General features: G+C 63.4%; 26 protein-coding genes and 1 pseudogene. 10 read left to right on the forward strand and 17 right to left on the reverse strand.

Going from position 1 to position 24,359, the window contains the following annotated elements; all coding sequences use genetic code 11:
- The first annotated feature begins 69 nt into the window (after positions 1-69).
- From V9G04_09935 to V9G04_09950, 4 genes are all read left to right on the forward strand, one after another.
- Complete coding sequence (locus tag V9G04_09935) at positions 70-960, forward strand: hypothetical protein (protein MEI2713589.1); 891 nt, start codon at positions 70-72, stop codon at positions 958-960.
- A gap of 139 nt (positions 961-1,099) precedes the next feature.
- The gene (locus V9G04_09940) at positions 1,100-1,315 is read left to right on the forward strand and encodes a hypothetical protein (GenBank protein ID MEI2713590.1); all 216 of its coding nucleotides are present in this window, start codon (positions 1,100-1,102) and stop codon (positions 1,313-1,315) included.
- 137 nt (positions 1,316-1,452) lie between these two features.
- Positions 1,453-1,698 (forward strand): hypothetical protein, encoded by a 246-nt coding sequence (locus V9G04_09945; GenBank protein ID MEI2713591.1) that lies wholly within the window; start codon positions 1,453-1,455, stop codon positions 1,696-1,698.
- Between the two features lie 3 nt (positions 1,699-1,701).
- Entirely contained in the window at positions 1,702-2,799 is a 1,098-nt protein-coding gene (locus V9G04_09950) for an IS630 family transposase (protein ID MEI2713592.1), read from the forward strand.
- Positions 2,800-2,975: 176 nt separating this feature from the next.
- On the opposite strand, the gene V9G04_09955 is transcribed toward V9G04_09950, so the two are convergent.
- From V9G04_09955 to V9G04_10015, 13 genes and pseudogenes are all read right to left on the reverse strand, one after another.
- On the reverse strand, positions 2,976-3,557 hold the full coding sequence (locus V9G04_09955; GenBank protein MEI2713593.1) for a hypothetical protein: 582 nt from the start codon (positions 3,555-3,557) through the stop codon (positions 2,976-2,978).
- Positions 3,558-3,724: 167 nt separating this feature from the next.
- Positions 3,725-4,756, reverse strand: a complete 1,032-nt coding sequence (locus V9G04_09960) for an ImmA/IrrE family metallo-endopeptidase (GenBank protein MEI2713594.1) — start codon at positions 4,754-4,756, stop codon at positions 3,725-3,727.
- Positions 4,757-4,787: 31 nt separating this feature from the next.
- Entirely contained in the window at positions 4,788-5,267 is a 480-nt protein-coding gene (locus V9G04_09965) for a hypothetical protein (GenBank protein MEI2713595.1), read from the reverse strand.
- 204 nt (positions 5,268-5,471) lie between these two features.
- Positions 5,472-6,548 (reverse strand): hypothetical protein, encoded by a 1,077-nt coding sequence (locus V9G04_09970; GenBank protein ID MEI2713596.1) that lies wholly within the window; start codon positions 6,546-6,548, stop codon positions 5,472-5,474.
- 55 nt (positions 6,549-6,603) lie between these two features.
- Positions 6,604-9,180, reverse strand: a complete 2,577-nt coding sequence (locus tag V9G04_09975) for a DEAD/DEAH box helicase (GenBank protein MEI2713597.1) — start codon at positions 9,178-9,180, stop codon at positions 6,604-6,606.
- A 3-nt stretch (positions 9,181-9,183) separates the two neighbouring features.
- Positions 9,184-9,510: a M48 family metallopeptidase gene (locus tag V9G04_09980; protein MEI2713598.1), complete on the reverse strand. Its 327-nt coding sequence runs from the start codon at positions 9,508-9,510 to the stop codon at positions 9,184-9,186.
- Positions 9,510-10,310: a type I restriction enzyme endonuclease domain-containing protein gene (locus tag V9G04_09985; GenBank protein ID MEI2713599.1), complete on the reverse strand. Its 801-nt coding sequence runs from the start codon at positions 10,308-10,310 to the stop codon at positions 9,510-9,512. The genes V9G04_09980 and V9G04_09985 overlap by 1 nt, the downstream gene beginning before the upstream one ends.
- Positions 10,311-10,326: 16 nt before the next feature.
- Positions 10,327-11,961 (reverse strand): HsdR family type I site-specific deoxyribonuclease, encoded by a 1,635-nt coding sequence (locus V9G04_09990; protein MEI2713600.1) that lies wholly within the window; start codon positions 11,959-11,961, stop codon positions 10,327-10,329.
- A complete protein-coding gene (locus V9G04_09995; protein ID MEI2713601.1) occupies positions 11,958-12,458 on the reverse strand; it encodes a type I restriction endonuclease in 501 nt (166 codons plus the stop codon). The genes V9G04_09990 and V9G04_09995 overlap by 4 nt, the downstream gene beginning before the upstream one ends.
- Positions 12,455-13,780 carry a restriction endonuclease subunit S gene (locus V9G04_10000; protein ID MEI2713602.1) on the reverse strand — a complete coding sequence of 442 codons (1,326 nt, stop codon included), beginning with the start codon at positions 13,778-13,780 and terminating at the stop codon, positions 12,455-12,457. The genes V9G04_09995 and V9G04_10000 overlap by 4 nt, the downstream gene beginning before the upstream one ends.
- Complete coding sequence (locus V9G04_10005) at positions 13,777-13,920, reverse strand: hypothetical protein (protein ID MEI2713603.1); 144 nt, start codon at positions 13,918-13,920, stop codon at positions 13,777-13,779. Before V9G04_10005 ends, V9G04_10000 begins: the two co-directional genes overlap by 4 nt.
- Positions 13,921-14,126: 206 nt before the next feature.
- Positions 14,127-14,327 (reverse strand): annotated as a pseudogene (locus V9G04_10010) (N-6 DNA methylase).
- Between the two features lie 15 nt (positions 14,328-14,342).
- A complete protein-coding gene (locus V9G04_10015) occupies positions 14,343-15,632 on the reverse strand; it encodes an N-6 DNA methylase (GenBank protein ID MEI2713604.1) in 1,290 nt (429 codons plus the stop codon).
- A 307-nt stretch (positions 15,633-15,939) separates the two neighbouring features.
- Here V9G04_10015 and V9G04_10020 point away from each other — a divergent pair, with 307 nt between their 5' ends.
- The 3 genes from V9G04_10020 to V9G04_10030 all read left to right on the forward strand — a co-directional run bounded on the left by V9G04_10020 (position 15,940) and on the right by V9G04_10030 (position 19,124).
- Positions 15,940-17,121 (forward strand): ATP-binding protein, encoded by a 1,182-nt coding sequence (locus V9G04_10020; protein MEI2713605.1) that lies wholly within the window; start codon positions 15,940-15,942, stop codon positions 17,119-17,121.
- A 123-nt stretch (positions 17,122-17,244) separates the two neighbouring features.
- Positions 17,245-17,898 (forward strand): hypothetical protein, encoded by a 654-nt coding sequence (locus V9G04_10025; GenBank protein MEI2713606.1) that lies wholly within the window; start codon positions 17,245-17,247, stop codon positions 17,896-17,898.
- Positions 17,899-18,680: 782 nt separating this feature from the next.
- Complete coding sequence (locus V9G04_10030; GenBank protein MEI2713607.1) at positions 18,681-19,124, forward strand: DUF3846 domain-containing protein; 444 nt, start codon at positions 18,681-18,683, stop codon at positions 19,122-19,124.
- A 171-nt stretch (positions 19,125-19,295) separates the two neighbouring features.
- Here V9G04_10030 and V9G04_10035 read toward each other — a convergent pair whose 3' ends face one another.
- Positions 19,296-20,009 (reverse strand): hypothetical protein, encoded by a 714-nt coding sequence (locus V9G04_10035; protein ID MEI2713608.1) that lies wholly within the window; start codon positions 20,007-20,009, stop codon positions 19,296-19,298.
- Positions 20,010-20,012: 3 nt separating this feature from the next.
- Positions 20,013-20,321: a prepilin-type N-terminal cleavage/methylation domain-containing protein gene (locus V9G04_10040; protein ID MEI2713609.1), complete on the reverse strand. Its 309-nt coding sequence runs from the start codon at positions 20,319-20,321 to the stop codon at positions 20,013-20,015.
- Positions 20,322-21,382: 1,061 nt separating this feature from the next.
- On the opposite strand from V9G04_10040, the gene V9G04_10045 reads away from it, so the two are divergent.
- On the forward strand, positions 21,383-21,634 hold the full coding sequence (locus V9G04_10045; protein MEI2713610.1) for a hypothetical protein: 252 nt from the start codon (positions 21,383-21,385) through the stop codon (positions 21,632-21,634).
- 182 nt (positions 21,635-21,816) lie between these two features.
- On the opposite strand, the gene V9G04_10050 is transcribed toward V9G04_10045, so the two are convergent.
- Positions 21,817-22,926 carry a hypothetical protein gene (locus tag V9G04_10050; protein MEI2713611.1) on the reverse strand — a complete coding sequence of 370 codons (1,110 nt, stop codon included), beginning with the start codon at positions 22,924-22,926 and terminating at the stop codon, positions 21,817-21,819.
- A 41-nt stretch (positions 22,927-22,967) separates the two neighbouring features.
- Positions 22,968-23,714: a hypothetical protein gene (locus tag V9G04_10055; protein MEI2713612.1), complete on the reverse strand. Its 747-nt coding sequence runs from the start codon at positions 23,712-23,714 to the stop codon at positions 22,968-22,970.
- 61 nt (positions 23,715-23,775) lie between these two features.
- On the opposite strand from V9G04_10055, the gene V9G04_10060 reads away from it, so the two are divergent.
- Positions 23,776-23,970 carry a hypothetical protein gene (locus V9G04_10060; GenBank protein MEI2713613.1) on the forward strand — a complete coding sequence of 65 codons (195 nt, stop codon included), beginning with the start codon at positions 23,776-23,778 and terminating at the stop codon, positions 23,968-23,970.
- Between the two features lie 9 nt (positions 23,971-23,979).
- Positions 23,980-24,252, forward strand: a complete 273-nt coding sequence (locus tag V9G04_10065) for a hypothetical protein (GenBank protein MEI2713614.1) — start codon at positions 23,980-23,982, stop codon at positions 24,250-24,252.
- The last annotated feature ends 107 nt before the right edge of the window (positions 24,253-24,359 follow it).

Below are 24,359 nucleotides of genomic sequence, written 5' to 3' on the forward strand. Positions count from 1 at the left end.
AGCACAGTCCTGGGCGAGCCAGGTCCAGGATTCACCCTCGATGCAAAGTTGCGCCGTAGCCTCCGCACCATGGAAGAGGAATGGACACCCGAGCAGCGCGTGCTGCTGATGGCGCTCGACGCGTTCAAGACGACCGGCCACGACTACAAGGTCATGATGGGCGGCGGCGAATACGGCATCAGTGTGGAGTCGATCGGGCTGGAACTCTGGCTGACGAACATGATCGCTCGCGCTGTAGCCCAGCCGGAGTCGGAATGGCAACGCCACGTCGACCGCTGGCTCACCGCGGCCAACGACATGATCGCTCAGGGGCCTGTCAGCCACCACTCCGAAGCGGAGATCTTGGGAGGCATCCGGACGCGCCTATACCCGGCTGATCTGGACCCCGAGGGTCTCTCCTACGCTCGGCCTTTCGCCGACGGGCTGGTGATCGGTCTAGCGATCGACTCGCCAACGACAGTATCGACGGTGACGACGAAGTCGTTGCCAGGGCTCGGACTGGACGTGGAAACGCTGTTTCGACTCGGGCAGGCCAACACGGATCGGGAGTCGATCGACGAGGCCTTCGAGATCGAGGAGTACGGCTGTCGCGGGTTGGGTGGCGAGTCCTACTTCGTCGCATCACGCGCAGCGAACCTGGCCACTCTCGGCGAGTACGTCGGCCCCGCGCCGTACGGCGTCGCGTTCGGGGTGCCGAACCGTCACGCGCTTGTGTTCAAGACGCTCGATCCGGACAACTGGGTCGACATCATCGCGATCGCGCAACTCGTCGACAGCATCACGATCGACGAAGACCCCGAGACCAACCCTGGCGGGGTTCTCAGTCCGCATCTCTACTACTGGGCACCGGACGGAACCGTCGAGTTGCTCGGCGGCCGCCTGACCGAGATGGACGGTGAGATGACCCTGACCGCCCGCCCGGGTCCGGCATTCGGCAGGTTCGTGCTCGGGGACCGGTGAGGTTACTGTCCGGAGTTGGCCTGGCCTCACCCCCACCCACGCGAAAACGGCGGCCAAACTGCGTTTGCAGGTAGACCGCCGTTTTCACTCGGTGGACCTAACAGGACAACTATCGAACCCCTGCGTCGCCCTGCAGCGGATGCTCGACGGCAAGAAGTCGCAGGTCAGGCGGACATCTGCTGGCAGCGTGCTGTCGCCCAGCAAGCAGCGGCAAGTCCGCCTCTCGGACACTCAGCAGGCTGAGCTGGTGCAGCGGCACCGCGAGGGAGCCTTCAAGAAGGAGCTGGCGCGGGCCTACGGGATCCACGTGGAGACGGTGCGGGCGATCCTGCGGCGGGCGACGCCTCACGAGTGAGTGCTCCGCTCCTCGTCTATGCCATCGGAGCCAGGCGCTGCTGACAAGGATCAGAGCACTGGCCGAGAACACTACGAGGAGCTTGGAGCTGGCGCGCGTGGTCACCTCGCGTTTTCGAGCGCGCCAATCCGCATCTCGTGATCATCGAGGCGGGCAGAGTGCCGATGCTCAAGGCTGTCGATGTGGCGGACGATCGTTTCAGTCTGCTGATTCATGCCGTCGATGAGTTCTGTACGGAGCGAGTCGATCTTGGCGTCCAACTTGTCGAACCGCGCGTCGATCTGATCGAACTTCGCGTCAATTTGGCCGAACTTGGCATCAATCTGCTCGAACCTAGTGCCGCGTGTCGTAAGTTCCTAGATAGTTGGGATCTGAAATCATGAGGCATGGCGAATCGTCCTGCTCCTGCATTGGTTCTGCGTCCAGGCGATCGCGAGGAGCTTGAGCGGTGGGCCCGGGCTTCGACGGTGCCGGCGTCGGCGGCGAAGCGGGCGCGGATCGTGTTGCTCGCGGCCGACGGGGTGGCGAATACGCGGATCGCGGAGTTGGTCGGTGCGACGGTGACCACGGTGCTGGGCTGGCGGGATCGCTACCAGTCCAAGGGACTGGCGGGGCTGGCAGATGCTCCGCGTTCGGGACGTCCGCGGGAGCTCGATCACCGGGCGATCGTGGCCGAGACGTTGAAGCCGCCACCGAAGAAACTCGGTGTCACGCACTGGTCCACCCGGCTGCTGGCCAACCGGCTGAAGATCTCCCACAAGTCGGTCGCCCGAGCCTGGTCGGCCTACGGCGTCAAGCCGTGGAAGGCGGAGTCGTTCCGGTTCTCCACCGACCCCGAGCTGGTCGGGAAGGTGACCGACATCTGCGGGCTGTACCTGGCGCCGCCGGAGAACGCGATCGTGCTGTGCGTGGACGAGAAGTCCCAGATCCAGGCGCTGGACAGGACGGTCCCGATCTTGCCGATGCAACCGGGCAAGGTCGAGCGCAGGTCGCACGACTACTACCGGCATGGCACCACCACGCTGTTCGCAGCGCTCGACATCGCGACCGGGCAGGTCACCGCGGCGCTCAAGCCGCGCCATCGTCATCAAGAGTTCTTGGCGTTCCTCAAGCAGATCGAGCGGGCCTACCGCGACGTCCGCGACGCCGACGGGCAGCCGGTCGAGCTGCACTTGGTGATGGACAACTACGCCGCGCACAAGCACCTGAACGTGAAGACCTGGCTGGCCGACAACCCGCGCTTCGTCGTGCACTTCACCCCGACCCATGCCTCCTGGATGAACCTGGTCGAGGTCTGGTTCGGCATCGTCGAGCGGCAGGCGATCCGCCGCGGGGTGTTCAAGTCGGTCAAGGACCTCAACGCCAAGATCCGCGCCTTCATCGACGGCTGGCACGAAAGAGCGCATCCGTTCGTGTGGACCAAGACCGCCGATCAGATCCTGGCGAAGGCCAACCGTCCAACAACTTCAAATCCGCGGCACTAGCGTCGATCTTCTCGAACCGATCTTCAACCTGGTTGAACCGGCCATCTATGTACTGCTTTAGGTCTTCGAATAGTTCTTGGTTTGTCATATATCTCTATTTTACTATGAATTGCGTATTTCGCCATGCAGAAAGCACCTGCACCGAGGTGCGCCAGGCAATTCGGAGTCCTCGTTCGTTACCACCCCGACCGCCAGACCTTGTCGATCCCGGAATTGACGTCCGCGATGCGCTCCGGCGTGAGCTCGTCGGCCAGGTCGAGCCCCTGGGACCAGTTGGCCAGGTAGAACCAGCTGACGGAGAGGCTGTCGTAGGTAACGGCGCCGACCATCGCGGTCATGGCGAAGGCGACGGTCTCGGCCATGATCTCCTGCATCGAGTCGCAATCCCGGCGGCTGGCACGCTTGAATGAGTGGCCAAGCACGAAGTGACCCAGCTCGTGGAAGAACACGACCAGCGGGAAGGGCGCGTTCGGGCGGAGGGAGACCTCCCGACCTGAGATGAGTCCGTGGCAGGTGTCGTTGCGTCCAGCAGGCCAAGCAGCCTGTACGAGGCCGAGCCGCTCCATAGCAAGCGCTGGACTCCAGCGATTCGGCTTGGCTACGGGCGAGGGCGGCATGAGGTCGGTCCAGTCGTCGCACTCGCTGAGAGGCTTGGTGAGAGTCGCCTGGGGCGCCAGGATGCGCAGCGACTTGCCGTAGTCCTGGCGCCGCTGCGGTACGGGTTCGATGGCCTGGGCAATGAGGCGCTGAAAGGTCATGCCGACGAGCGTCGGCCACGGCGCTCGCGATGTCTTGACAGGAAAGTGGCACGTGCGGCTGGAGGCTTCACGAGCCATTCAGCCTGGGGGATCCGCCGACTCCGCGCCTCGATCGAGACGAACCAAGGCGTTGCAGACACCACTCGCCATCACGAAAGCCGGTCTTGCTACGCGCTCAGTGGAACCAAGTGCCGCACGTACTCGCGCACCTCGCCGACATCAATGTCCAGCGCCGCTGCCGCGTCGCGCACGCTAACCCGCGCCTCGGCCCCGTACATCACCTTGCGCGGCAATTGCGACGTCTCCGGCACTATCCCGCCCGGCTCCGCCTTGCGGTAGCCACGGTCTGACAACGAGATGCACGTCGAGCGGTATTGCCAATCGCTGAGCAGGTGAAGCTCATGAAGTCGGTGAGTCATCGCCATCGCCGAGACCTTCCAGAAGGAGCGTGCGGTCAGAACCCGCTCCACACTCGCGCCAACCATGAGCTGCCCCAGCACGGCGCTGCGCGGCATGAGAAAGCTCGAGGCGAACGCGTTCGCCTCGGCCTCCCGAAACTTGGAGGTGCTCGGGTCCATCTCCAACTCGCTGTGCAGCACCAGGTGTGCCAACTCGTGGGCTGCGTCGAAGCGCTGACGCTCGGCCGACTTGCTGGTGTTAAGGAAGACGTACGGGACGGCGTCTCTGTAGAAGCAGAAGGCGTCGATGTCGTCGTAGTCATGGTTCAGGGATGCCAGTCGCACCCCCTTCGCCTCCAGCAGGTGCACCATGTTTGAGATCGGGCGATCCCCGAGGTTCCACTGACGACGCACGAGTTCTGCTGCCTGTTCCGGCACTAGCTTGTCGAACGTGGGGATGCTCGGATCAGGCAACCGGAAGCGCTGCTCGATCTCGGCGTAGAACTCCAAGGTGAGCGCAGCAGTCGCCAGGACAGCATCCCGGCGCGTGGCGGTTGCCTTGCTAAGCTCGCGGAAGCTCGCAGCCTCCGTCGGAATCGGCTCGATCGGGTCACGCTCGAAGAACGAACGCGGGACTGATAGCGCGGAAGCCAGCTTAAGCAGGGTTTCCTCGCTCGGCGGGCGCTTGTCGTTCTCGTAATCCGTGAGTGACCGCGGCGATACGCCACTTTCCTTCGCCAGACGCGTCAGCGTGTAGCCAAGTCGGAGACGGGCCAGCTTCAGTCGGCTCGGATTAAACATGGTGAGGAAGCAACTAGATCACCGACCCGCGTCAGCGAGGCTCGACTGGGACGTCGAACTCGTCGCCGTCATCCGGGTTGTCGAAGACCGATAGGTCTCCCTCCAGATCCAAGAACCCGACCGGGATCCGGTCCGCCCAGTTGTTCACGCTGCCGCCATCCGTCATCTCGGACGGCCGCGAGAACTCAAGGTGGAGGCCGTTGCCCTGAACCGTTCGCTCGACGAGGAGAAAGTACAGCGGTGCATTCTGGGCAGCTGCCACCAACTCCTCCATGGACTCATACTCAAGGTCGTCGAGCAGGCTCGGGTGGGGCTCCTGCGGGGCGAGCGCCAGCCGCGTCGCCTTGCCCTTCCGGCGCGTGCGCGGCATGCGCATATTCCACTGTCCAACATTGATGCCCGACGAGATCGTGAAGGCGACGACGCGATCCGGATGCAGAAGGCGCGGCTGTCCATCGACCATGACGAGGCGCCACCCAGCGGGGTACAGCAACTGTGCGAGCTGCTCCATGCCGTCGTGGTAGATGTCCGTCCCTGGCGTCGAGTCGAGCGCCAGGGCAGTGCGGTTCGCGGCCCGCGACGCGCCAGGTCGCAGTCCGTTGTGAAAGATCTCCGTCGATAGCCCGAAGGCGTCCAGACCTCCCTCCGGGTTCGGTTCGAACGGTGACTCAGTCGTCGAGCTCATCTAAATCCCCCTCAGCAGTTGCGTGAAACGCTACCACAATTGTGGTCCGGTCTGACGCAATCGTCCGCCGACACGCTGTGCATCAGAACGGGGGCTCGTCAGAGGTGGACCACGGTGACGGCGCCGGCGCAGGCAAGGCACCCTCCGGTAGCGGCAGGTTGGTGACCACGTAGAGGTTGAGGATGTCGTCGCGGTCCATGAACAGGATCTGGCTGCGCTTGGCGGCGTCGAGCGCGTTGCCGAGCCAGTTGCGCGCCTGCTTGGTGATCTCACCACCCGCCACGATGAACGCGTGATCAACGAGCACGCGGCGGTTCGTCTCGGGGTCGAAGATCTCGTGGGCGGCATCATGAGGGCCTGGTGGTGGATCTCGGCCATGTTGGCGTTGCCGGACTTGGTCACGCCAGCGGCGTCGAGCTTCCCCTTCTTCGCCTGGATGCCGAAGTACAGGATGTGCTGGGTGGGCAGGGTGTAGCGCATCCAGATGTCTTTGCCGTACTCCAGCGCCTTGTCCTTATGCCCCGCCGCGGTGATGCGGTGGAAGCCGAGTTGGCGAAAGAGCGGGAGCAGCACTTCCTCGATGAGGTCGTCCTCGCTGCAGCTGTCGAGGTAAGTCGACAGTTGCTCGCGTCGTTCCATCTCGACTTTGCTGAACGGGCGGTGCGGGTTCGCCGACAGCACCGTGACCGCCTGGGTGCCGACGTGGCGCAGGTAGCAGTGGTTGTCCTCGCCGTAGAACGCCTCGAAACCTTCGCGGCCGAGGACCTCGTTGAGCTGGGCCAGTGCGCGCGGTCGATCCGGACCTTCGTTGAGCCGATCGGCTGGGCTCATGAGCTGGTCGATGAGGCGACAGAAGATCTCCGGCGGATGCGTCGGACCGTCGTGAGACTCGGCCAGCAGCTCTTCCACGACGTCGGCAACCCAGCGGTGACGAGTCGATCCGTCGTGCTGGTACTCCGTATCCAGCTCTTGGAAGAACTCCGTGATGTACATGCTGGAGCGGTACGGAAAGTACTTAGCCTCGTCTTCGTTCTCCGCGTCGTCGCGGCCAACGTTGCCCACTATGAGGGAGCCGAGGGCTTCGACGTTGCGGCGCTTGAACTTCACGGGTGCCATTGTCGCAAGGTGTACCGACAAAGCTGGACTTCCGCTGACACCCTCGTCAGTCGCCCGGTCGGATGCGCTCCTGTGTAAGGCGGTCGACCACCTGAGTCGGAAGGCAGCCGTTCTCCGTCAACGTCTCCTGCACATGACGCTTTAGAACGTGAACCGCCTCGTGCTTGGCTGCGACTGCAAGCAGGTCCACCCAGACTGCCATTACGTCGCCCGCAATCTGTCTGACCACGTCAGTCGACGCCAGGTAGACGTTGGGATTTGCCACTGGAGCGTGTTCCGGCGAGACGGTCAAGCGATCCGAGACGATGATCGTCGGACTTCCCGCTGGCGCGTGGTCAACGCTTCGGTCCGTCGCCAGCTGGTCGAGCTGTGTGTTGGCCTGCCGGATGTCCTTGAGCGGCAGCAGGCCATCTGAGCGTTCCTCCGACTTCGCCTCAATCGTCAGCCACAACGCCGAGTCCCAGCGCCACGCCGAGTCACACCTTCCCTGCCCGCTCGGCTTGGCAGCCTCAGCCCCGAGGAAGTTCCCGAGATTGGTCAGTCCGACCTCGTACGCCACTGCCTCGTCCCGGCCGAGCGCCGCGCACATCTCGGCGAGGTTCTCCTTGATCTTGTTTGCCTTGAAGTTTCCCGTAAGCCTGGCGACAAGGTTGTTGACCGCCACGGCGTCGGCGGCTGCCAGCGGCACCTCCTCGGCGCCGGGCAGCTCCTTCATCTCCTTCAGCCACGTCCCCCGGACCGACGCCTTCGCGGCGTTGCGAATGAGTTCCCGCGAATGGGCACGGTGCGCCTCACTCTCGGCACCAAGGTGGAGCCAAGCACCGGCCAGGTAGAGCAGCAGTCCCCGGTAGCCCCGGGTTGCGTCGCCGCCCTTGCCGACCGCCCGCGCCGCGTCCTCAAGCTTCTGGCTGGCCGCGATCCAGTCATCGTTGAATGCCAGTTCCCACGCCTCGACTTCGAGCGTCGCAGACTCACCGAGTGCCGCAGTACCGGGCGCCTCGATCTTCTCGGCCTCCTCCCGGAACTCGCCGACCAGCGGCTCACCGCCCTCCATCCAGTCGGTGTCGTGGGTGAGGAAGGTCCGGACGTTGTCCAAGATGTCTGTGGGGTCTTCGCCCCTGCTGTTCTTCCAACCAAACTGGACCTCGGCTTGCAGCTCGGGGTCGAGGGCGGTCTGGTTCTCCCGGCGCGAGAAGTACCGCATGATGTCCGTGCCGACGACGAGCACCACGGCGTAGTCGTTCGGGCCACGGGTGGCGCGTCCGGCACCCTGGACGATCCGGGTGCGCAGCCGCTCCGCCAACGCAGCACTGGCCTCTGCGCGCTCGCTGAGGAACTTCTCTTGGAGACTGACGGCGTCTGGCTTGCCGCCCAGCACCACAATGCGGCAGTCGTCGCCTGGCAGGTCCATACCGTCGTACCGGTTGGCCAGACCCAGTACGCCCATCGGTGCCTTCGCGAACGTCGCGAGGCCATGCTCGACAACTTCCTTACCGAACACCGGTACGCCCTCTCCGGCGAGCGACCGCGCAACCTGCTCGGCAACCGCAGTCGTCGTCTGGCTTAGCACCAGCGCCTTGTTCGTGACGCCCACGATGCTCTTCGTGACGCCGACCGAGTCGCCGCCCTTCACCAGATCGGGGAAGACGAACAAGCGACGGCCGGAGCGTGGCGGGGTCTTGGAGGGTAGCGGCATCCGAGTGATCTCCGAGCGGCCAAACGCCCGTTCGAGCTCACCGCCAGAGCCGAGGGTCGCCGAAAGATACACGCGCTGGCCAGCACGGGAAAACACCTTGTTCTCAAACGTCGGCGGGATCATCGGGCGGATCTGGATGCCACCGTAGGAGAGGTAGACGCAGCAGGACGCGAGCCCCCCGCGAATCATCGCGAGCTGGAACTTGAAGTCACCCCCGAGACTCGACAGCGCCTCGTCCAGCTGTGCCATCGCAGTTGGGACCACTGGCGGCAGGATGAGCCGCACCTGATGATGTGCCCCGGGGTCCGGAGCGCCCTGAAGCCGCTGGATCTGGAGGCCCGAAAGGAACGGCCGTAGAGCGTCCAGGACTGCCAGGTACGCCGCTTCCGCTTCGTGACGGCGAATCGTGATGCCGTACTGCTCGCCCACGAACTGTTCGCCGGCATGGGCGTCGTCGAGCACGATGAGGCGCGGCTCGGGCAGTTTCGGGTGGCTGTTGAAGATTGAGCTGTACGTCGTGATCGCGATGGCCTCACCGCCTTCGACGTCGGCTTCGTCTGTCGGGCTCCAGGAATGGTGACTGCCAACCAATAGGCGAGCAGGTACTCCCTCGGTCTTGGCCGTCGTGAGCACCTGGTCGGCCAGTTGCCGCGTTGGTGCGGCGTACAGAATTGGCCCGTCGGCCTTGCGGCGCACCCACTCCGCGATGAGCAGCCCAGGCATCGTCTTGCCAGTGCCAGTCGGCAGCTCAAGCGCCAGGTCAGGAGTCTTCTGATGCACTTCGGCGTAGGCCCGGAGCACGTCGCCCTGGTGAATCCACAAGCCGCTCACGGCACCTGCCGTCCTCGGCAGCGATCCGCGCAGGTACATCTCCTCGGGAGTGTCGAACTGCTGCTGGACCTTCTTGGTCTTGCCCTGGAAAGCCATCGATCATCGCCCTGTCTGTCGGTCAGTCGAATGTCTGCTTTGACGCTCCAACTCGCGCCAGTTGGGGACGAGGGCGGACATCATGGCCTGGAACCGCTTGCCATGCGTCTTGTACCGGAGATGCAGTAGCTCGTGGACGATGACGTAGTCCTGGAAGGCCTCGTCAGTCTCTGCTAACTCGTCGGCAAAGGTCACTACGCCCTCGCTGGTGCACGAGCCCCACTTCTTCGGCATGTCAGCGATGTCGACCCGCTCGGGGTTGACCTTGATGCGCAGCGCCCAGGCCATGGCGCGACGCCTTAGCTGCTGATCCGGGTAGAGCGAGGACATCAGTCTCCTGCCGTCTGTTCAAGCACCTGCATGATCTGTTCCACGGCTGCCTTGCGCTGCTCGTCGGGCAACTTGATGACCGGCTTGTAGAGGTTCAGTCGGAGTCGGCGCTGCTCGTCCGTGTTCTCGATCCAGTTTGGGAACTTGCCGAGCAGGGTCTCGACTTCGCGGGCCACTGCCAGCGTGTCGAGGCCGGCGCTCGTGAGCCGCTCGTCGCGGCTGAGCTCCCAGTGGACAGCGAAGCCGACGTCGCTGAGACCACTCGCCTCAGCGGCCTTGCGTGCCGCCTCCTTCTCGACGACCAACGCCGCGATCTCGTCCATCGCGGCCATGCCCGTGATCTTGCGCTCCTCTAGGTTCTTGATCACCTGATCCGCTCGCTCCTTCAAGGCACGCAGCACCACTGCCTTCGCCGGGTCATCGTCCATCTCCTTCCGGAGCCCGCGAAGGAGGTTGTAGACCTTGCCTTCCTCGGGGCCGTCCTCGCCCTTGAGCTGCTCGAGGGTCTCGACATCGAAGGTGACAACCTTCGCGATGCGGCCAAGCCCCTCCTGCTCAGCGCTGCTCTCGATGAGGCGGCGCGTCTTGTACTCAAGGTCGCCGAGGAAGCCGCCAGTCTCGGAGAAGGCGTTGCGCACCGCGGCGTAGAGCTGGCTGAGGCGCTTGTACGTCTGGATGTGGTCGCGCAGTTCCGCCGAGGGAGAGAGAATCTCCCACAACGCCTCGACGTCCTTGTAGTCATCGAAGAATTGCTTGCGCGCATCCGGGTCGATGAAGCGGCCATAGACGACCTTCTCCAACTGCTGGTCCGGGCTGTCAGCTCGAATTCACCTGAAGGTAATTGTCTGCAGCCTCGCCGATGCGCCGGTGAAGGTCTTCCATCATGGTCTCGAGGTCTTCGATCGCCCCACCGATGTCGGCCGAGTCGAAGCGTAGTGCCTTCTGGAGCTCCCGCAGGACGCCGACGAAGTCGACCACCAGACCCACACGCTTCTGGACACCCTCAGCGTCGACGTACGGCCGGTTCACCCGAGCGATGGCCTGAAGCAGAACGTGGTCACGCATCGGCTTGTCGAGGTACATGGCGTAGAGCACAGGCGCGTCGTAGCCAGTAAGCAGCTTGTCCGTGACGATCAGGATCTTTGGCTGCTCCGCAGGCTTCTTGAAGGACTTGCGCACCTCCTGCTCGCGAGTCTCGCTGAGTTGGAGTGCCGCGACGTCGGGGCGGTCAACCACGTCCGATGGGTTGCTGCTGTAAACGACCTCGGACCACTCCGGCGGCAGGTGCTGATCGAGCGCCTTCTTGTACTTGGCACACGTGGCGCGATCAACCGCGACCAGGAACGCTTTGTAGTGCAGCGGGTCGACGTTTTCCTTGAAGTGGTTCGCCACGAACTCAGCGACCCGCTCGACGCGGTCGTCGGCGCTCAGAAACGCCCGAATGCCAACGGCGCGGTCAAGGACCTTGTTGAGCTCTTCGACATCGGTAACATCCTCGCCTTCCGCGAGCGCAAAGAACTCCTCGTCGAGCTGCTCCGTCGGGATGGTCATGTTCGACGGAGCCATCATGTAGCGGATGGGCAGCGTCGTGCCGTCGTCGATGGACTCCTTGATCGAGTACCTGTCGAGGTACCCGTCCTCGTCCTGCATACCGAAGATCTGGAAGGACCCGGACCCGCCCTTGGCACTGCCGACCGGAGTTCCGGTAAAGCCGATTATGGTGGCCTGGGGCAGTGCCGCCATGAGGTAGGTGCCCAGCTCCTTGGCGACCGACCGGTGCGCCTCATCGATGAAGACGTAGATGTTGTCGCGGGGCGAGCTGTGCTTCTTGATCTCCTCGAACTTGTGGATCATCGAGATGATCAGGCCTCGGAAGTCGGCGTCCAACAAGTCCTGAAGCTCAACCTTCGAGTTGGCGCGGCGGACCGCAATGTCGTTGGCCTGCATCTCGCCAAGGAGCCGGTCAACCCACTCGCGCAGCTGCCCTTCCAGTTCCGTCCGGTCGACGATGAGGATGACAGTGCCATTGTTGAAGCGCGCCTTGTCTTCGAGGACCAGGCGAGCTGCAGTGAGCAACGTGAAGGTCTTGCCGGATCCCTGGGTGTGCCAGATCAGACCACGATTCTTGTCGGGGTCGGCACAGCGGCCGACGATCTTGTCGATTGCCCGCCGCTGGTGTTCGCGTAGCACGGACTTCCTGGTCTCGCCGTCCTCGACATAGAAGAGGATCCAGTGCTGCAGAGTGCGCAGGAAGTCCGTTGGCTCGAAGAAGGCCTGAACTGCGAAGCGGTAGCTCCTCGTCCGGCGTCTGCTTCCACTTTGAGATGAACGCGGCGGTTGGCGTTCCACGTCACGCCGTACCAGTAGTCGAGCAGGTGGGTGACGTTGAAGAGCTGGGCGAGCCGCCAGCAGCTCCGGGGTCTCCTTCTCGTAGCGCCGGAGCTGCTTCACAGCCCGGTCGAGCGCGTCCGCCGTCCTTCGGGTTCTTGTGCTCGACGATCGCCACCGGCAGCGCCGTTGACGACAAACATGACGTCGGCACGGTTGCCCTTACGAGCGAGCGGCTCGATCTTCCACTCCCACGTGACGACGAAGTCGTTGTTACTGGGCGCGTCGAAGTCGATGACCTGGATCGGGCGGTGACGCTTCTCAGCCTCGTCGTACCACTGGCGCTCGCCCCGGATCCAGGCCAACACCTCGCGGTTGCCCTCGATCGTGGTCGGCAGCGCGTCGATGGTGTCGACGATGGCGCGCGCCTGGTCCTCGCTCAGCCAGGCGTTGAACACCAGCAACTTGGCCTCCAGGTCGTCGCGGAAGATCATGTTGGCGCGCCCCTGGCGCTTGGCCTCCGCCTCGGCCGGGTTAAGCGGCGACCAGCCGATCTCGACGGCGTGCTTCACCATCGGGAACTGCACGGTGTCGCCCTCGTTGATCTTGAGCGTGGTCACTCTGCACCCTCCTGAGCGTCGGTCGGAGCCAGTGGCAGTGCCGAGAGATCGAGCTCGTCCACCGTGGTCGTCCCGGAGAACAGGCCGTGCAGAAGCGCGTCCAGAAGTTCCTGGAACGCCTCACCCTTCCGCAGGTGGTGCCTACGCTTGAGCTCGATCGTCTCGAGGATGGCGACGATCTGCTCCGCCTCGTCGGGATCCGTCGGACACGCGACCTCGAAGGTCTCGATGTCGTGGAGGTTGAGTGTCATGGTGCCGTGGGCCGACCGTGCGATCTGGCGCAACAAGCGCTCCTTGCCGGCGTAGATCGCCGCCCGAAGGAAGCGTCCGGAGAAGGTGCTGCGTGAGACCAAGGCCTTGACGTCTTGGTTGAACGCCATGGGACGGGTGATCTGCGCGACCGGCAGATCCTTGGCCAGGCCCATTCCACGGACGAGGAGCAGGACCGCGTCGGCCGGTGCGAGACGACTCCCGGCAGCGACGCCAGCGGCCGAAGCGTGGTCAGCGGCGTCATCGAGCGACGCCGACTTCAAGTCCTTCCCAGACACCCACGGGATGTCACCCGTCCAGTACGCCTTCTCGGCCTTACGAGGCGTCCCCCCGCTCCAGATGTCACAGAGGTCCGCGATGGGCCGGGGACGCCAGCTTGCCGGCATGAGGCCGATCTCGGTCTCCTGCTGCGGTTCGCGCCGAAGACCGAGGGAGAACAGCTCGGCCAGGGCGCCGTCACCGAGTGTGGTGGCCTGAACCGCACAAGCCGACTCCGAGCGCACCGCGGCCTGGAGAAGGTCCAGAACCTGCACAATGCGAGCCTGCTCCTCGACCGGCGGAATCACGACCGGCATGGACTCCAGGACGGCGATGTTCACGCCGCCCTTGAGCCGGTCACCCTTGTGCAGATCGATGTGCGCCCAGTACTCATCGGTCTGCATGTAGAAGTACAGGTACCTCGGCAGGAGTTTGCGCCGCTTGGCTCTCAGCCGGATCAGGTACGAGGCAAAGACCGCATCGTCGGGCGTCGTGCCGATGTAGAACGACTTACCGGTCGTCGCCCCGATACGAGCGACCACCACGTCTCCGGGGAGCAGGCGCTTGCTGCGGAGCACGTCCGGCGGGCACTTGCAGTACGGCACCGTCACCCAGTCGACCTGGCCGCCCTGGATGTCGGTAATGCGGAGGAACTTGGTACCGCTCGCGTCGTCCGACGCGCTATCCGTGTAGCCGTACTCCGGGCGCTCGATGTAGTCGCCGAGAACCCCAGCGGTCCACCCAGCAGGCAAGGAGTCGAGCTCGGCCAACCCGTCATCAGCCAGCGCGGTCATCCCTCCACCCCTTCCGGATCGGCTTCTACGGCAGCGAGGGGCGCCAGCAGGGCGAACAGTCGCTCATCGATCGCTCGGCCCTCGGTGGCGAGCGCACGCGCCTGCTCGATCAGGGTCGCGATGGGGGCCGCATCCCGCAAGCTTCGCCTGGGTCACCCAGCGGCTTGGGCTCAGGTTGTAGTCAGCCGCCACCGCGTCCTCGGTGCCGATGACACGCACGACGCCTTCGACGTCGGTCCAGGCGTGGTACTGCTGCGCAAGAGAGGCGACGTCAGCCCGAGTCAGGTGGTTCTTGGGCTTCCCCTTCGTGAAGTGACGCGAGGCGTTCAGAAGGAGGATTTTGTCCTTACGGGCCGCCGGCTTGCGCTTGTTGAGGATGACAATCACGCCCTGCGGCGGGGGTGTTGTAGAAGAGGTTCTCGGGCAGCAGGATTACGCCCTCGATCAGGTCGTGGTCGACGAACCACTTCCGGATGTTGCGCTCCTTGTCCTCGTTCTTCGAGCCCGAACCACGGGTCACGGCACCGGTATCGAGGACGACAGCCGCCCGGCCGCTCGTCGTTCATTGTCGAGATGCGTGTGCTGCAGCCAGGCCCAGTCGCCCTTGCCGGAGGTCGCGCCGCCCGCCTTGAGGAACCGGTCGAAGGGATCGTCGGCGAAGAGGTCCGAGTCGAAGGGTTGGTTCCACATCGGGTTGGCGACTACAAGGTCGAAGCGCATCAGCGAGCCAGCGACATCGCGGAACTTGGGGTTGATCATGGTGTCGCCGCGCGCGCAGGTCGACGTCCATGTCGTGGATGATCGTGTTCATCCGAGCCACTGCGTAGCTCTCGGCCTGGAGCTCCTGCCCGTACAACTTGAGCGGTACCTTGCTAGTGGGATCAAGCTCGCGGGCCACGAGCTGCAGCTTGATGAGGAGCCCACCCGAGCCGCACGCGTAGTCGTGGCAGGTCTCCCCTGGCTTCGGCCGCAGGATGTTCGCCATCAGGAAGCCGACTTCGGTCGGAGTGAAGAATTCGCCGGCGCTCTGGCCCGAGCCTTCGGCGAACTTCCGAAGCAGATACTCGTACGCCCGGCCGAGGAAGTCCGGCTGCACGTCGGCGAGACCGAGCCGGTAGCGAGGGTCGGAGAAGGTTTCGACGACGCCGCGCAGCTTGGCTGGGTTGATGTCGCGCTCGCCGTTGCGCTCGGCGGCGAAGTCGACAACGTCGATCACACCAGACAGATCGGGGTTGTGGCGCACAACGGCCCGGACTGCCTTGGTCAGGTGCTCCCCGATGTCTCGCGGTGCCGTCGACCGGCCGCGATCATCTACTGGCCACTCGAAGCGCAGTCGCGGCCGCTGATGACCGCCCAACGCGCCTCGGGCGGGAGGTAGAAGCGCAGCAGGCTGTGGTCGGACTCGGCGATCTCCAATGCCACCTCCGCGGTCACCGAACTCTTCGGCAAGGCGAGCGATCTCGTCGTCGAAGACGTCAGAGAGGCGCTTCAGGAAGAGCAGCGGGAGCAGGTAGTCCTTGAACTTCGGCGCATCCTTCTCGCCTCGGATGGAGCTGGCCGCATCCCAGAGCATCTGTTCCATGGACCTGGTGCTGGTCGTCGCTGCGGCGCGTCCCCGCCGACGGGTGGGCGCAGGCGTGGCAGTCGCTTCGATGTCCCCGACGTCAATGCCAGCCTCGGCCGCCACATCCAGGATGCGCGCCATCGGGGCGCGCTGGGGCTTGTTGCCGCCGCCCTCCCAGCGGTTCACCGTCGCAAACGACACGCCCAGCTTCTCTGCCAGCTGAGCCTGGGTGAGGTCCAGACTGGCCCTGATAGCGAGCAGCGTCGCAGGCACGTCAAGAGATGTCATGTTTGCTATGTTTGCGATACAACCTCGCAAAATCAAGAGGAGCCGTGATCTTTTTTTGGGATCCGGGCCCACGAAGCCAGGTCGCTTCAGGGGCGTCGTGAGCGTGTAGTCGTCGACCTCAAGGCAGTGCTGGCCGGAGCGCGCACCCGGCAGCCCGACCTCGACGGGTACCGCCTCGTCGAGCGTCTGTGTCGCGTCGCGGAGATACCTGATCATCAGACGCCGACACCTGCCCGCGGTCTTGCGGCGAATGGCAGCTGATCCTCACGACCCGGGTTCGTCGGTAGTCACTGCTAGAACACTTGTCGTGAGCAAGAATCCTCAGGCCTCCCGCTTCAGGGAGGTGAGCACCGCAGCGAAGCGCATCCTCGCGCTCGGAGAGTCGGATCGCTACGAGTTCAAGCGCGACGTCGACGTCGTCACCCCAAGACTGCTCGCGGCTCTCGCAAACTGGGTCTCACTCGAACCGAGTCGCGACGCCGCTCACCTTCTGGTCGGCGTCGACGAGGTCGAAGACAAGGACACTGGCCTCGTACTTGGAGTGCCCTTCGGCCTCCCCAAGGGCCTCGACAAAGCCGTGGCCCGGATCCAAGACATGGCCAGCAAGACCCGTCCAATCCCCGTAGATGTCCGGATCATCGAGGAAGGAGTCGACGAGCCGACGCCGTTCCTCCGGGTCGAGATCCGTCCGACAATGGCGCCGCACTTCGACGACGAGGGCCGCCGCCAGACACGACAGGGCAGATCCACCCGAGCGCTCACGGACGACGAGCTCCTCGGCATCTACCTCGATCGCGAAGCTGGAAGCTTCGCCACTCGCTTCCGTCAGACAACGACGGAGTTGCAGTCCGCGGTCGGAGCAGTTGGCAACCAAGTCGACCAGATCGCGGAAGGCATCCAGAGGAACATCGCTGAGCCGATCGAGCGCATGACAGCGACTGCCGAGGAGGCCGCCGAGGCGGCACGATCTGCGGCATCTGCAGCCGACTCCGCCAATGCCGCCGCTGACACGACATCGTACGAGGTAGAACACGTCCAACGCTTGGTGAGAGATCTCCAGGACGCCGTCAACGATCTCGACGACGAGTCTCACGAGAACCTTGTGTTCCGGATCGTCCAGGCACGGCGCAAAGTGTGGTGGAACTTCACCCTGGACACCTTCGAGCACACGTCAGCCCGGGCTACCAAGCTCGACGAACAGCTCCGAGAACTCCTGGCTCGCGACGTCTCGTTCGAGCCTGATCGAAACAGCTGGGAGCTCGCCGTGTGGCAGGACCTTCTGCGCGACCGGCAGGAACAGCGTCGAGGGCGCGGAACGCAGAAATGGTGGATGGAAGCGATCAGGCAGGTGTTCACGTTCATGGAGCGCCCCGCCTACGCGGCCCCTGACCTCCCGGACCTGCGCTCAGCGATCCAGGCGGACATCGACCACGAGGTCGACGATCCCGAGAGCATCACGAACCAGTTCAAGGCACTACTGGACGAATAGTGGACCTCGTGGCGCGACCAGTAGAGCCTTCACGAGTATTGAAGCGCCAATTGCGTTGTGCTTAAATCAAGTAGGCACAGTTGAAATTGACATTAACTCAAACGAGGTAGACACATTGGCTTTATGATCACGTACGACACTGACGCATCGATATATTCACCTACTCTCGCGGTCAGAGAATGTATCGAGAGCGCCTTCCGGGTGGCGCGCGAACTACTTCCCGAAATCCCAGCGGACATCACCGTCGAGTTCAAGGATCGTCCCGAGCAGAGCGGCGTGGGCGTAAGCGGCTACCCGCGCACGGTTGGAGTAGTCGTACTGGCATGGGACACAGAGTTCCCAGATCCGCTCGCGCAGCTTTCAAGCCTGCGCACCGAGGTGCTGCACCAGGCATACCACTGGAGCCAGGGCTACACGTTCGAGTCGCCAACGGTGACGGCCCAGACCGCGCTTGACATCGCGGTTTACGAAGGCGCGGCGACAGCATTTGCACGTGAGCACTCCACGACTACGCCCTTGTGGAGCGACTACGACCCATTGGCCGTCTCGACGCTGCAGTCGTGGCGTAACGAGCTCGAGACCGTGCCGGTCGTTCTCTACGCTTCGACACGAGAGTTGTGGCGGCAGTGGGCGGGTCCGCAGGCTGATCCGAACGACAGTTGGCGCACGCACCGAGTCGGCACGTGGATCGTCGACCAATACATGGCGAGGTCCGGGACCTCGCCGGTAGATCTTCGCCACCTGCCTCCAAACGAGATCCTCGAAGCCACGGCGTAAACCTCGTGTGTTGTTGATTTGACACCAAGTGCCGGGCTGCCATTCGACCTCTGTTGCCACATGTGAAATAGCGTCCGATTACACTGAATTGGGCGCCAGCTTTGTTGACTTCTTCCATCAACTATTCATAATGATGGGCGAAGCCAACGGACTGCCACCTCGCACCTTGTTTTTGTCTCTCCGTTGGCTCCGCTCCTCGTCCGTGTTCTGCGGCTTCCAGATCACCATCCCGGTGACCGGCCGCACTCCATGGAGGAGGTACGCCATGAGTGGCGAATCGCCGCCCACGACGGTGGGCAACGGCAGTCAGGTCCGAACCCTGGCTGTCCGGATCTCCGACGATCTGCGGGCACAGCTGGACGTTCTCGCCCAGCTGACCAACCGCACGGTCACCGAGGAGATCCGACTGGCCATTGAGGCCTGGATCGCGAAGAGCAAGAGCGACCCGGACGTCCTCAAGCAGGCCGAAGCGGTGCGGGCCGAGATCGAGCGTGACGCTCAGACCCGCCGCAACGCCATCGCTGCCATCTTCGACGGCGCGGATGGCAAGACCAGCGGAGCGAAAGCTCCCCGCTTCCCGGTCGACTGGCGCGAGCAAGCGCTCCCAGTGACCACCCGTGGTGGGGCCCCAGAGTCGCAGCGATGCGATCCCGGGGCTCCACCGCTTCTCCTCCACTTCGTGGTCGGACTCTCCAGCCAATCCCGGCTGGAGAGCAACGCCTACGAAAGAGGTGATCGAACATGCCGAAGGGCATCTTCATCCCCTGCGACGAACGCCAGCCTTGGCCATCAAGGAGTACGACTCCTTGGAGGACTACCAAGTGGCAGTCGGCGGCTACGTCGAAGCCATCTACGCCGGCGACGAGGGCCTGTCCCTGTTCGCCAACGAGGAGGCCAAGCTCATTGGCCTCCAGCTCAACCGTCGAGCCACACTGCTCTGGCAACTGCAACTCCACCCCACGCCTCCACACGACATCCTTGGCGGCGACGTGGTCCTGGTGGGACCGTCAGATGCCGACGGCGCCACGCTCGACGTGCCCGACGCTGTGCAGCGGCTCCTGTTTACGCCCTCGACGTATCTCGTCGAGGTTCGGGTACCCGGCACCGGCGCATGGCACCCAGCGCCCCAGGTGTTCAGCGACTACTTCGAAGCGATCGCATGGGGGCTCCCGGTGGTCCAACTCGAAGACGGCACTGCCGACCTCCGCATCGTCGCCAGTTCGTAGGTAACCGCCTCGAGGGACTCACGTCCCTCCACACGGCGCCGCACTTCCTCTCGTAGGGGAAGTGCGGCGCCGATTTCAGTTTGCTGCAGTCACGAAAAGTCGTCCGCCGGTCGGGCCGTCATGGAGTTCGCAGCTGCGCGACGAACTGAGCACCCCAGTTGAAGATCTGTATCACCGGGCGGCTCGAAACCCGATGTACGTATTAAAGTTCGTCGGCGTGTAGGACAGAAAGAGCGTGAGCACACCCGTGAACACGGTGCCGTTGTAGTCGCCGCCCCGTAGAAACGCACGGACGCCCGTCTCATCGGAGTTGCTGTAGATCTGGCCAACACCGTGACCTGAGTTCCAAGTTGCGATACTACTCAGGCCCGAGCTACCCGCGAGCGCACTCGGTCGACTGGTACTTGGCAACACACCCCAGCTCGAGATTGCCGTGTACTGACGCCATGCGTAGCCCGAGGTTCCCGGCTGAGCTCCCGAGATGGTGGCGTTGGTCCACTCCCAGACGTTGCCGCTGAAATCCCAGATGACGTCGCCGCTCGTAAGGACGAGCGTCCGCTGGCTGTTGGTTCCGGAAGCCGATCCAGTCCCACCAGTGATGCCGAATAGGCCGTCAGAGTCGTCGTCCGAGGCGGCGAGAGTACTGCTGGGGTTGCCGTTGGCGTGGCCCCGGAAGATGTAGCCCGAGCCGACAGCGCCACCGGACCAGTTGTGCTTGACGGAAAGAACGTCCGCGGCGATGGTCATCCACTCGGCCTCGGTGATGAGGTGGCCACCGGTCGCATCCGCAGCCGAGATGGCGTTGGTCTGGCTGATGTTGACCCACGGCGTTCCAGCCGCCTGGCTCGTGGCGACGCCGCCGACGTTCTTGGCCTCGTACTTCATGACTCAGAAGTCGTCTGTACCGAGGTCCTGGTTGCCGTAGACGTAGACATAGCCCTCGGGACAGGTGATGTTGCGCTCGACTTTGCGTAGTTCAGACTTCTTCTTCCACGACGCTATGTCGGAGGCTTTCGCGGACGCCCTCGCACGCTCATTGATGCCGTTGTAGGCGACGATCGTGATTGCCGCCAGAATCGAGATAACGACAATGACGATGAGTAGCTCCACGATGGTGAAGCCATGGCGATGGTCCCTCGCAGAGACCGTCGAAGGGCGTGCTGTGGCTAGTTGATGATGTCGCGACAGAGTTGTGATTCCTGCTTATGTTTTACTTCTCTATTTTGCCATACTTCTCCCGCTTGAGCTGTTGTAGAATTGGCGACATATAACACCTGTGGGAGGCGGGTCAACCTGGTCCCGCCAGCGATCTTTAACAATAGCTCCGTGACCACATATACCTACTCCATGCTGATTTAGCATTGCAGATGGCCCGCCTTGAATGAGGATCACCATGCCCGTGGCACAGAAACGTAGCACACGGTATTGCCATTGCTGTTGGGATTAGAGTTTCGGAGCGTTCCGTCATAAGTCTCGTACACCTGGTTTCCGGCCACCTGTCTTAATACCCGGTCGACGCCACAACCCTGGTTAGCGCCCGGAAGTCTATAGGTGATCATAAGAGTCCCCAGTATTCCGTCTATGGTGCGGGCTGAATTATAGGTATATTCCACCGATGCATTCGCAGATGCACCACTCGGCAATGACCCGACCTTCAGCAGGTTTGTATCCAGTGTAGGATTTCTCACATAGTTGGTACATGATTCCTGCAGGCAGCCAGCTCCGGAGTGTGGGAATGAGCCTCTCCTGGACCATATAGGCATTGATTAGTTTAATCGACGCGGCCACGTGATTGATCGTAGCAGTCCTGTCGGCCCGCTCTCGAATCCCGTTATACGCCGCTATCGAGACAACCGCCAAGATAGCGACGACCACGATAACAATCAGGAGTTCGACGATGGTGAAGCCAGTCCTTACCTGACGATTGCCTGTAGCACATCCCCCTGCGAGGGGTATCAATTGTCGCATGCTTTGGTTTCCTGCTTATGGTTTGCTTCTTCTATTTTGCCATACCCCCCCCGCTCGGGATGTTGTGGAATTGGCGACATATAACCCTTGTGGGTGAGGCTCACTTAGCGACAAACCATTGACATTTCAATCAAATTGTCGCATAATCAGCGTATTCCTTTAGCTGGGATGGAGCACTGCGCTCGTGAGGTCGCGTTCGCGATTGCGGTGCCCTATCTCAACAACTAAAGGAGGCACCCGTGGTTTATCCCGGTCAGTACCGAGGTCCCGACGCTGACGAGGCGTGGCGAATGATCTCAACGGTGTTCACCGACGTCCAAGATGTGGATCCTGAGGATCGCGGCGCGTACTGGATCGATGTCCAGGTCGGCACCGCGCTTCTCCTGGCCGCGCTCCACCTTCTGGTGCGTGAGTTGAGGAACCACTCAGGCATGGAGAACCGGGACGACACTCCCCTGCTGGTCAAGCAGATCATGGAGATGGTCGAGAGTCGGCACGACTCCATCCGAGAAGTCGTCCTCAAGCATCTGTTTGAGCTGTAGCGAGGCCACGCCCAGCCACCAGGCCCCCGAGTCGCAGAGATCCCTCTGCCGGCTCGGGGGCCTTCTTCACGCCCACCCGCTGTTGGACCCGGAGACGTCGACACCGTCAATCGCGGAGTTCCCGTAGCAGCCGCCGAACGCGACACCTCCGGGTCAGCTCGACGCCCTCACGCACGGCTCCCTCAGGACGTTGCGCTCATGTCTTGCAGCAGCGGCTGGAGCCGCCGCAACTCCTGCTCAATCTCGCCGAGCGTGCTCGTCGGCGGCAGCTGGAAGCGCGCACCGAACAAGCAAGACTCGGTGCCTTGGGCGACCTTCATGCCCCAGCCCTTGCCGAGCCACCTGGGCGCTCCACTGTTGACGATCGTCTGCCAGTTCTGCTTGTCAACGGGGTGCGTCGGTCTCGCTGCGGTGAGCTGCCAGACGCGCCCATCTGTGGGAACACCACCATTGCTGAGGACGTGCTCCTGGAACATCCGGTGCAGCAGCTGCCAGTCGAAGTCCGCCGAGGTCGTCGTACCTTCTTGCCGCATGCCCAGCAGGACGACCGGTCCCGGTAGGCGGTAGGCGTAGGGCTTTGCTGGATTCGGCTTCCACTCGTAGGCCGTCAGCCCCTCCTGCATCTCGGCGGTGAGGAAGTGGTCGGCGGCCGGTGCGTCCGTCCATAGGCGGACAGCCCAGTTGCCACCACCCGAGGACGGCACGATGTCGTGCTCCAGCTCGCACCAGTCGTCAAGGCGGCTGGACAGCCAGGCGATGCGCGCCCGCAGCGCCAACTCGAAGCCCGGTGCGTCGTCGGGGACGTCGTTCCAGACCGTCGCAGCGTCAACCTTCGGGACCAGGACGTCGAGCTGCCCGATCCATGCCTCTGCGGTAGCGCTCACCCACGGGTGGGCGCTTCTTGCATATGCCACCAACACGTCTTCCCATGTCAGTGAGGCCCAGGGCGCTGATTGACGGAGGTTCACCGGAAGGCGACCGAGGTGTAGCACCCGGTAGACGTCGGCGCCGGGAAACGCAGCCAGGTAGCGGTCAAGTTGCTTCGGGCCAAGGTCGGAGAGCAGCTTGGCCTCGATGACCCCCACGTTCTGTCCGTCTCGTCGCAACAACAGATCGAGCCGGTCTGACCGACGCCCCGTGCCAGTCGGCACCACAACCTCACGAGCGACGTCATCGAAGGCAACGCCCAAGAGGCGCGCCATCGGCAGTGGGTCGGTGGCGACGAGTGTGGCCAGGAGGTCGCTCCAGCGGTTCTCGTTCGCGCCGGGGACAATGAAGCGGAGGTCGGGCACCCGTGGGGAGTGCCTGTCAGTCGCGTCAGCTCGGCTCTCGTCTAGTGCCAAAAGGGGTCGTCTCCCTTCATCGAAATGTACGCATGGTCGCCAACGACGCTGATGACGGCCTCCAGGTGCTCGGGCAGTTTGGTAGTGACGACGAGATCCACGGTTCCCGACCACCAGAGCCGCAGCGTGAAGCCTTGGGCTTCGGCCGGCGTCAGCACCCAGTCCTCCAAACAGAACTCGTCATCGTCCTGAGCCTCGAAGGACTCAACGACCACCCGGTCGGCGCCGGTTGCTTCGTACTCGAGGCGCGCCAGCGGCGCAAAGTCCTCCTGCTCGAAAGAGCGATGTGCCGTTCGCGGAATCACTTCTGGCCGTCGGAGGCGCACGAGAATGTGGTCGGCGTCGGCGAGCAACTCGACCTCGACTTCGGTGGTGCCCCAGTGCGACCTGGCCAGGTCGGCAGCGAGACCTGCGGCCGCCCGCTCAGCCCACCGTCGGACACTGCGAGCGTCCCGGTCGAACTGAATGCCGAAGTCGCTCAGGCGGTTGTCGATTGTGGTGGTCTCGGGCCTCTCCACGTACGCCAGCGCTGCGGCCAGCGCACCGAAGTTCCGATCCCGAAGACTCTGCTCCTCAATCTGCCGCCGCAAACGCTCCGGTCCCAGTTGCCAGTCCTCGTAACCCACGAGTGCCACCGTCAGGAACGGCGCCAGCTGTTGCATCTGCTCAGCCGTGAACGGCGAGCGGTTCCAGAGCGTGCGGACCTCATCCTCCAACTGCTGCTCGTACGACTTCACTCTCAGCACCTGACACTTTTCTGTCACGACGGGGACACATGCCCTGCACGAGCCTCTTCTCATGACGCGCTGGAACCCGCAGGCCAAGCAGGCCGAACTCGAAGCCTACGAGGTCGACGCCTACTTCGTGGGGCGTTCGGTCGGTAGCCAGCGCGCCGTCCGGACCCGCGTCACCCGACGCGAGGTCTACCTCGACGAGCTCGGCCGTCCGGCCAAGTTGGTCGAGGAAGTCATCGACACCATCGAAGAGATCTAGGAGCTCGTCATGGAGCGCTTCACCAACGCCGCCCTGTTCGGCATCTCGTTCGTCGCCATCTTCGGCATGGGTGCCCTGCACCCCTACCTCGGCTTCACCTACCTGGCCGTCTGGCTGTTCGGGCTGCTGCCGTTCTTCTGGCGCCGAGCAGCCCGCTTCAACCTCGACGCCCAGATCGAGCGCAAGAAGCGCAACATCGAGACCCAGATCATCCAGGGCAAGCTCGACGCCCAGTACATCGCCGAGGTCACGGCCGACATGAAGCGACAGGGGCGTCTGTGATGGAAGCCCGCATCCGGCACCTGCGATCGGCGCTCATCATCGACCGCTGGGCTAACCCCGGCAAAGCCTGGGTGTCGCCTTGTGGCGAGTACACGCTGCCGTACAAC

It is taken from the genome of Nocardioides sp. (assembly GCA_037045645.1).
GTDB lineage: Bacteria > Actinomycetota > Actinomycetes > Propionibacteriales > Nocardioidaceae > Nocardioides.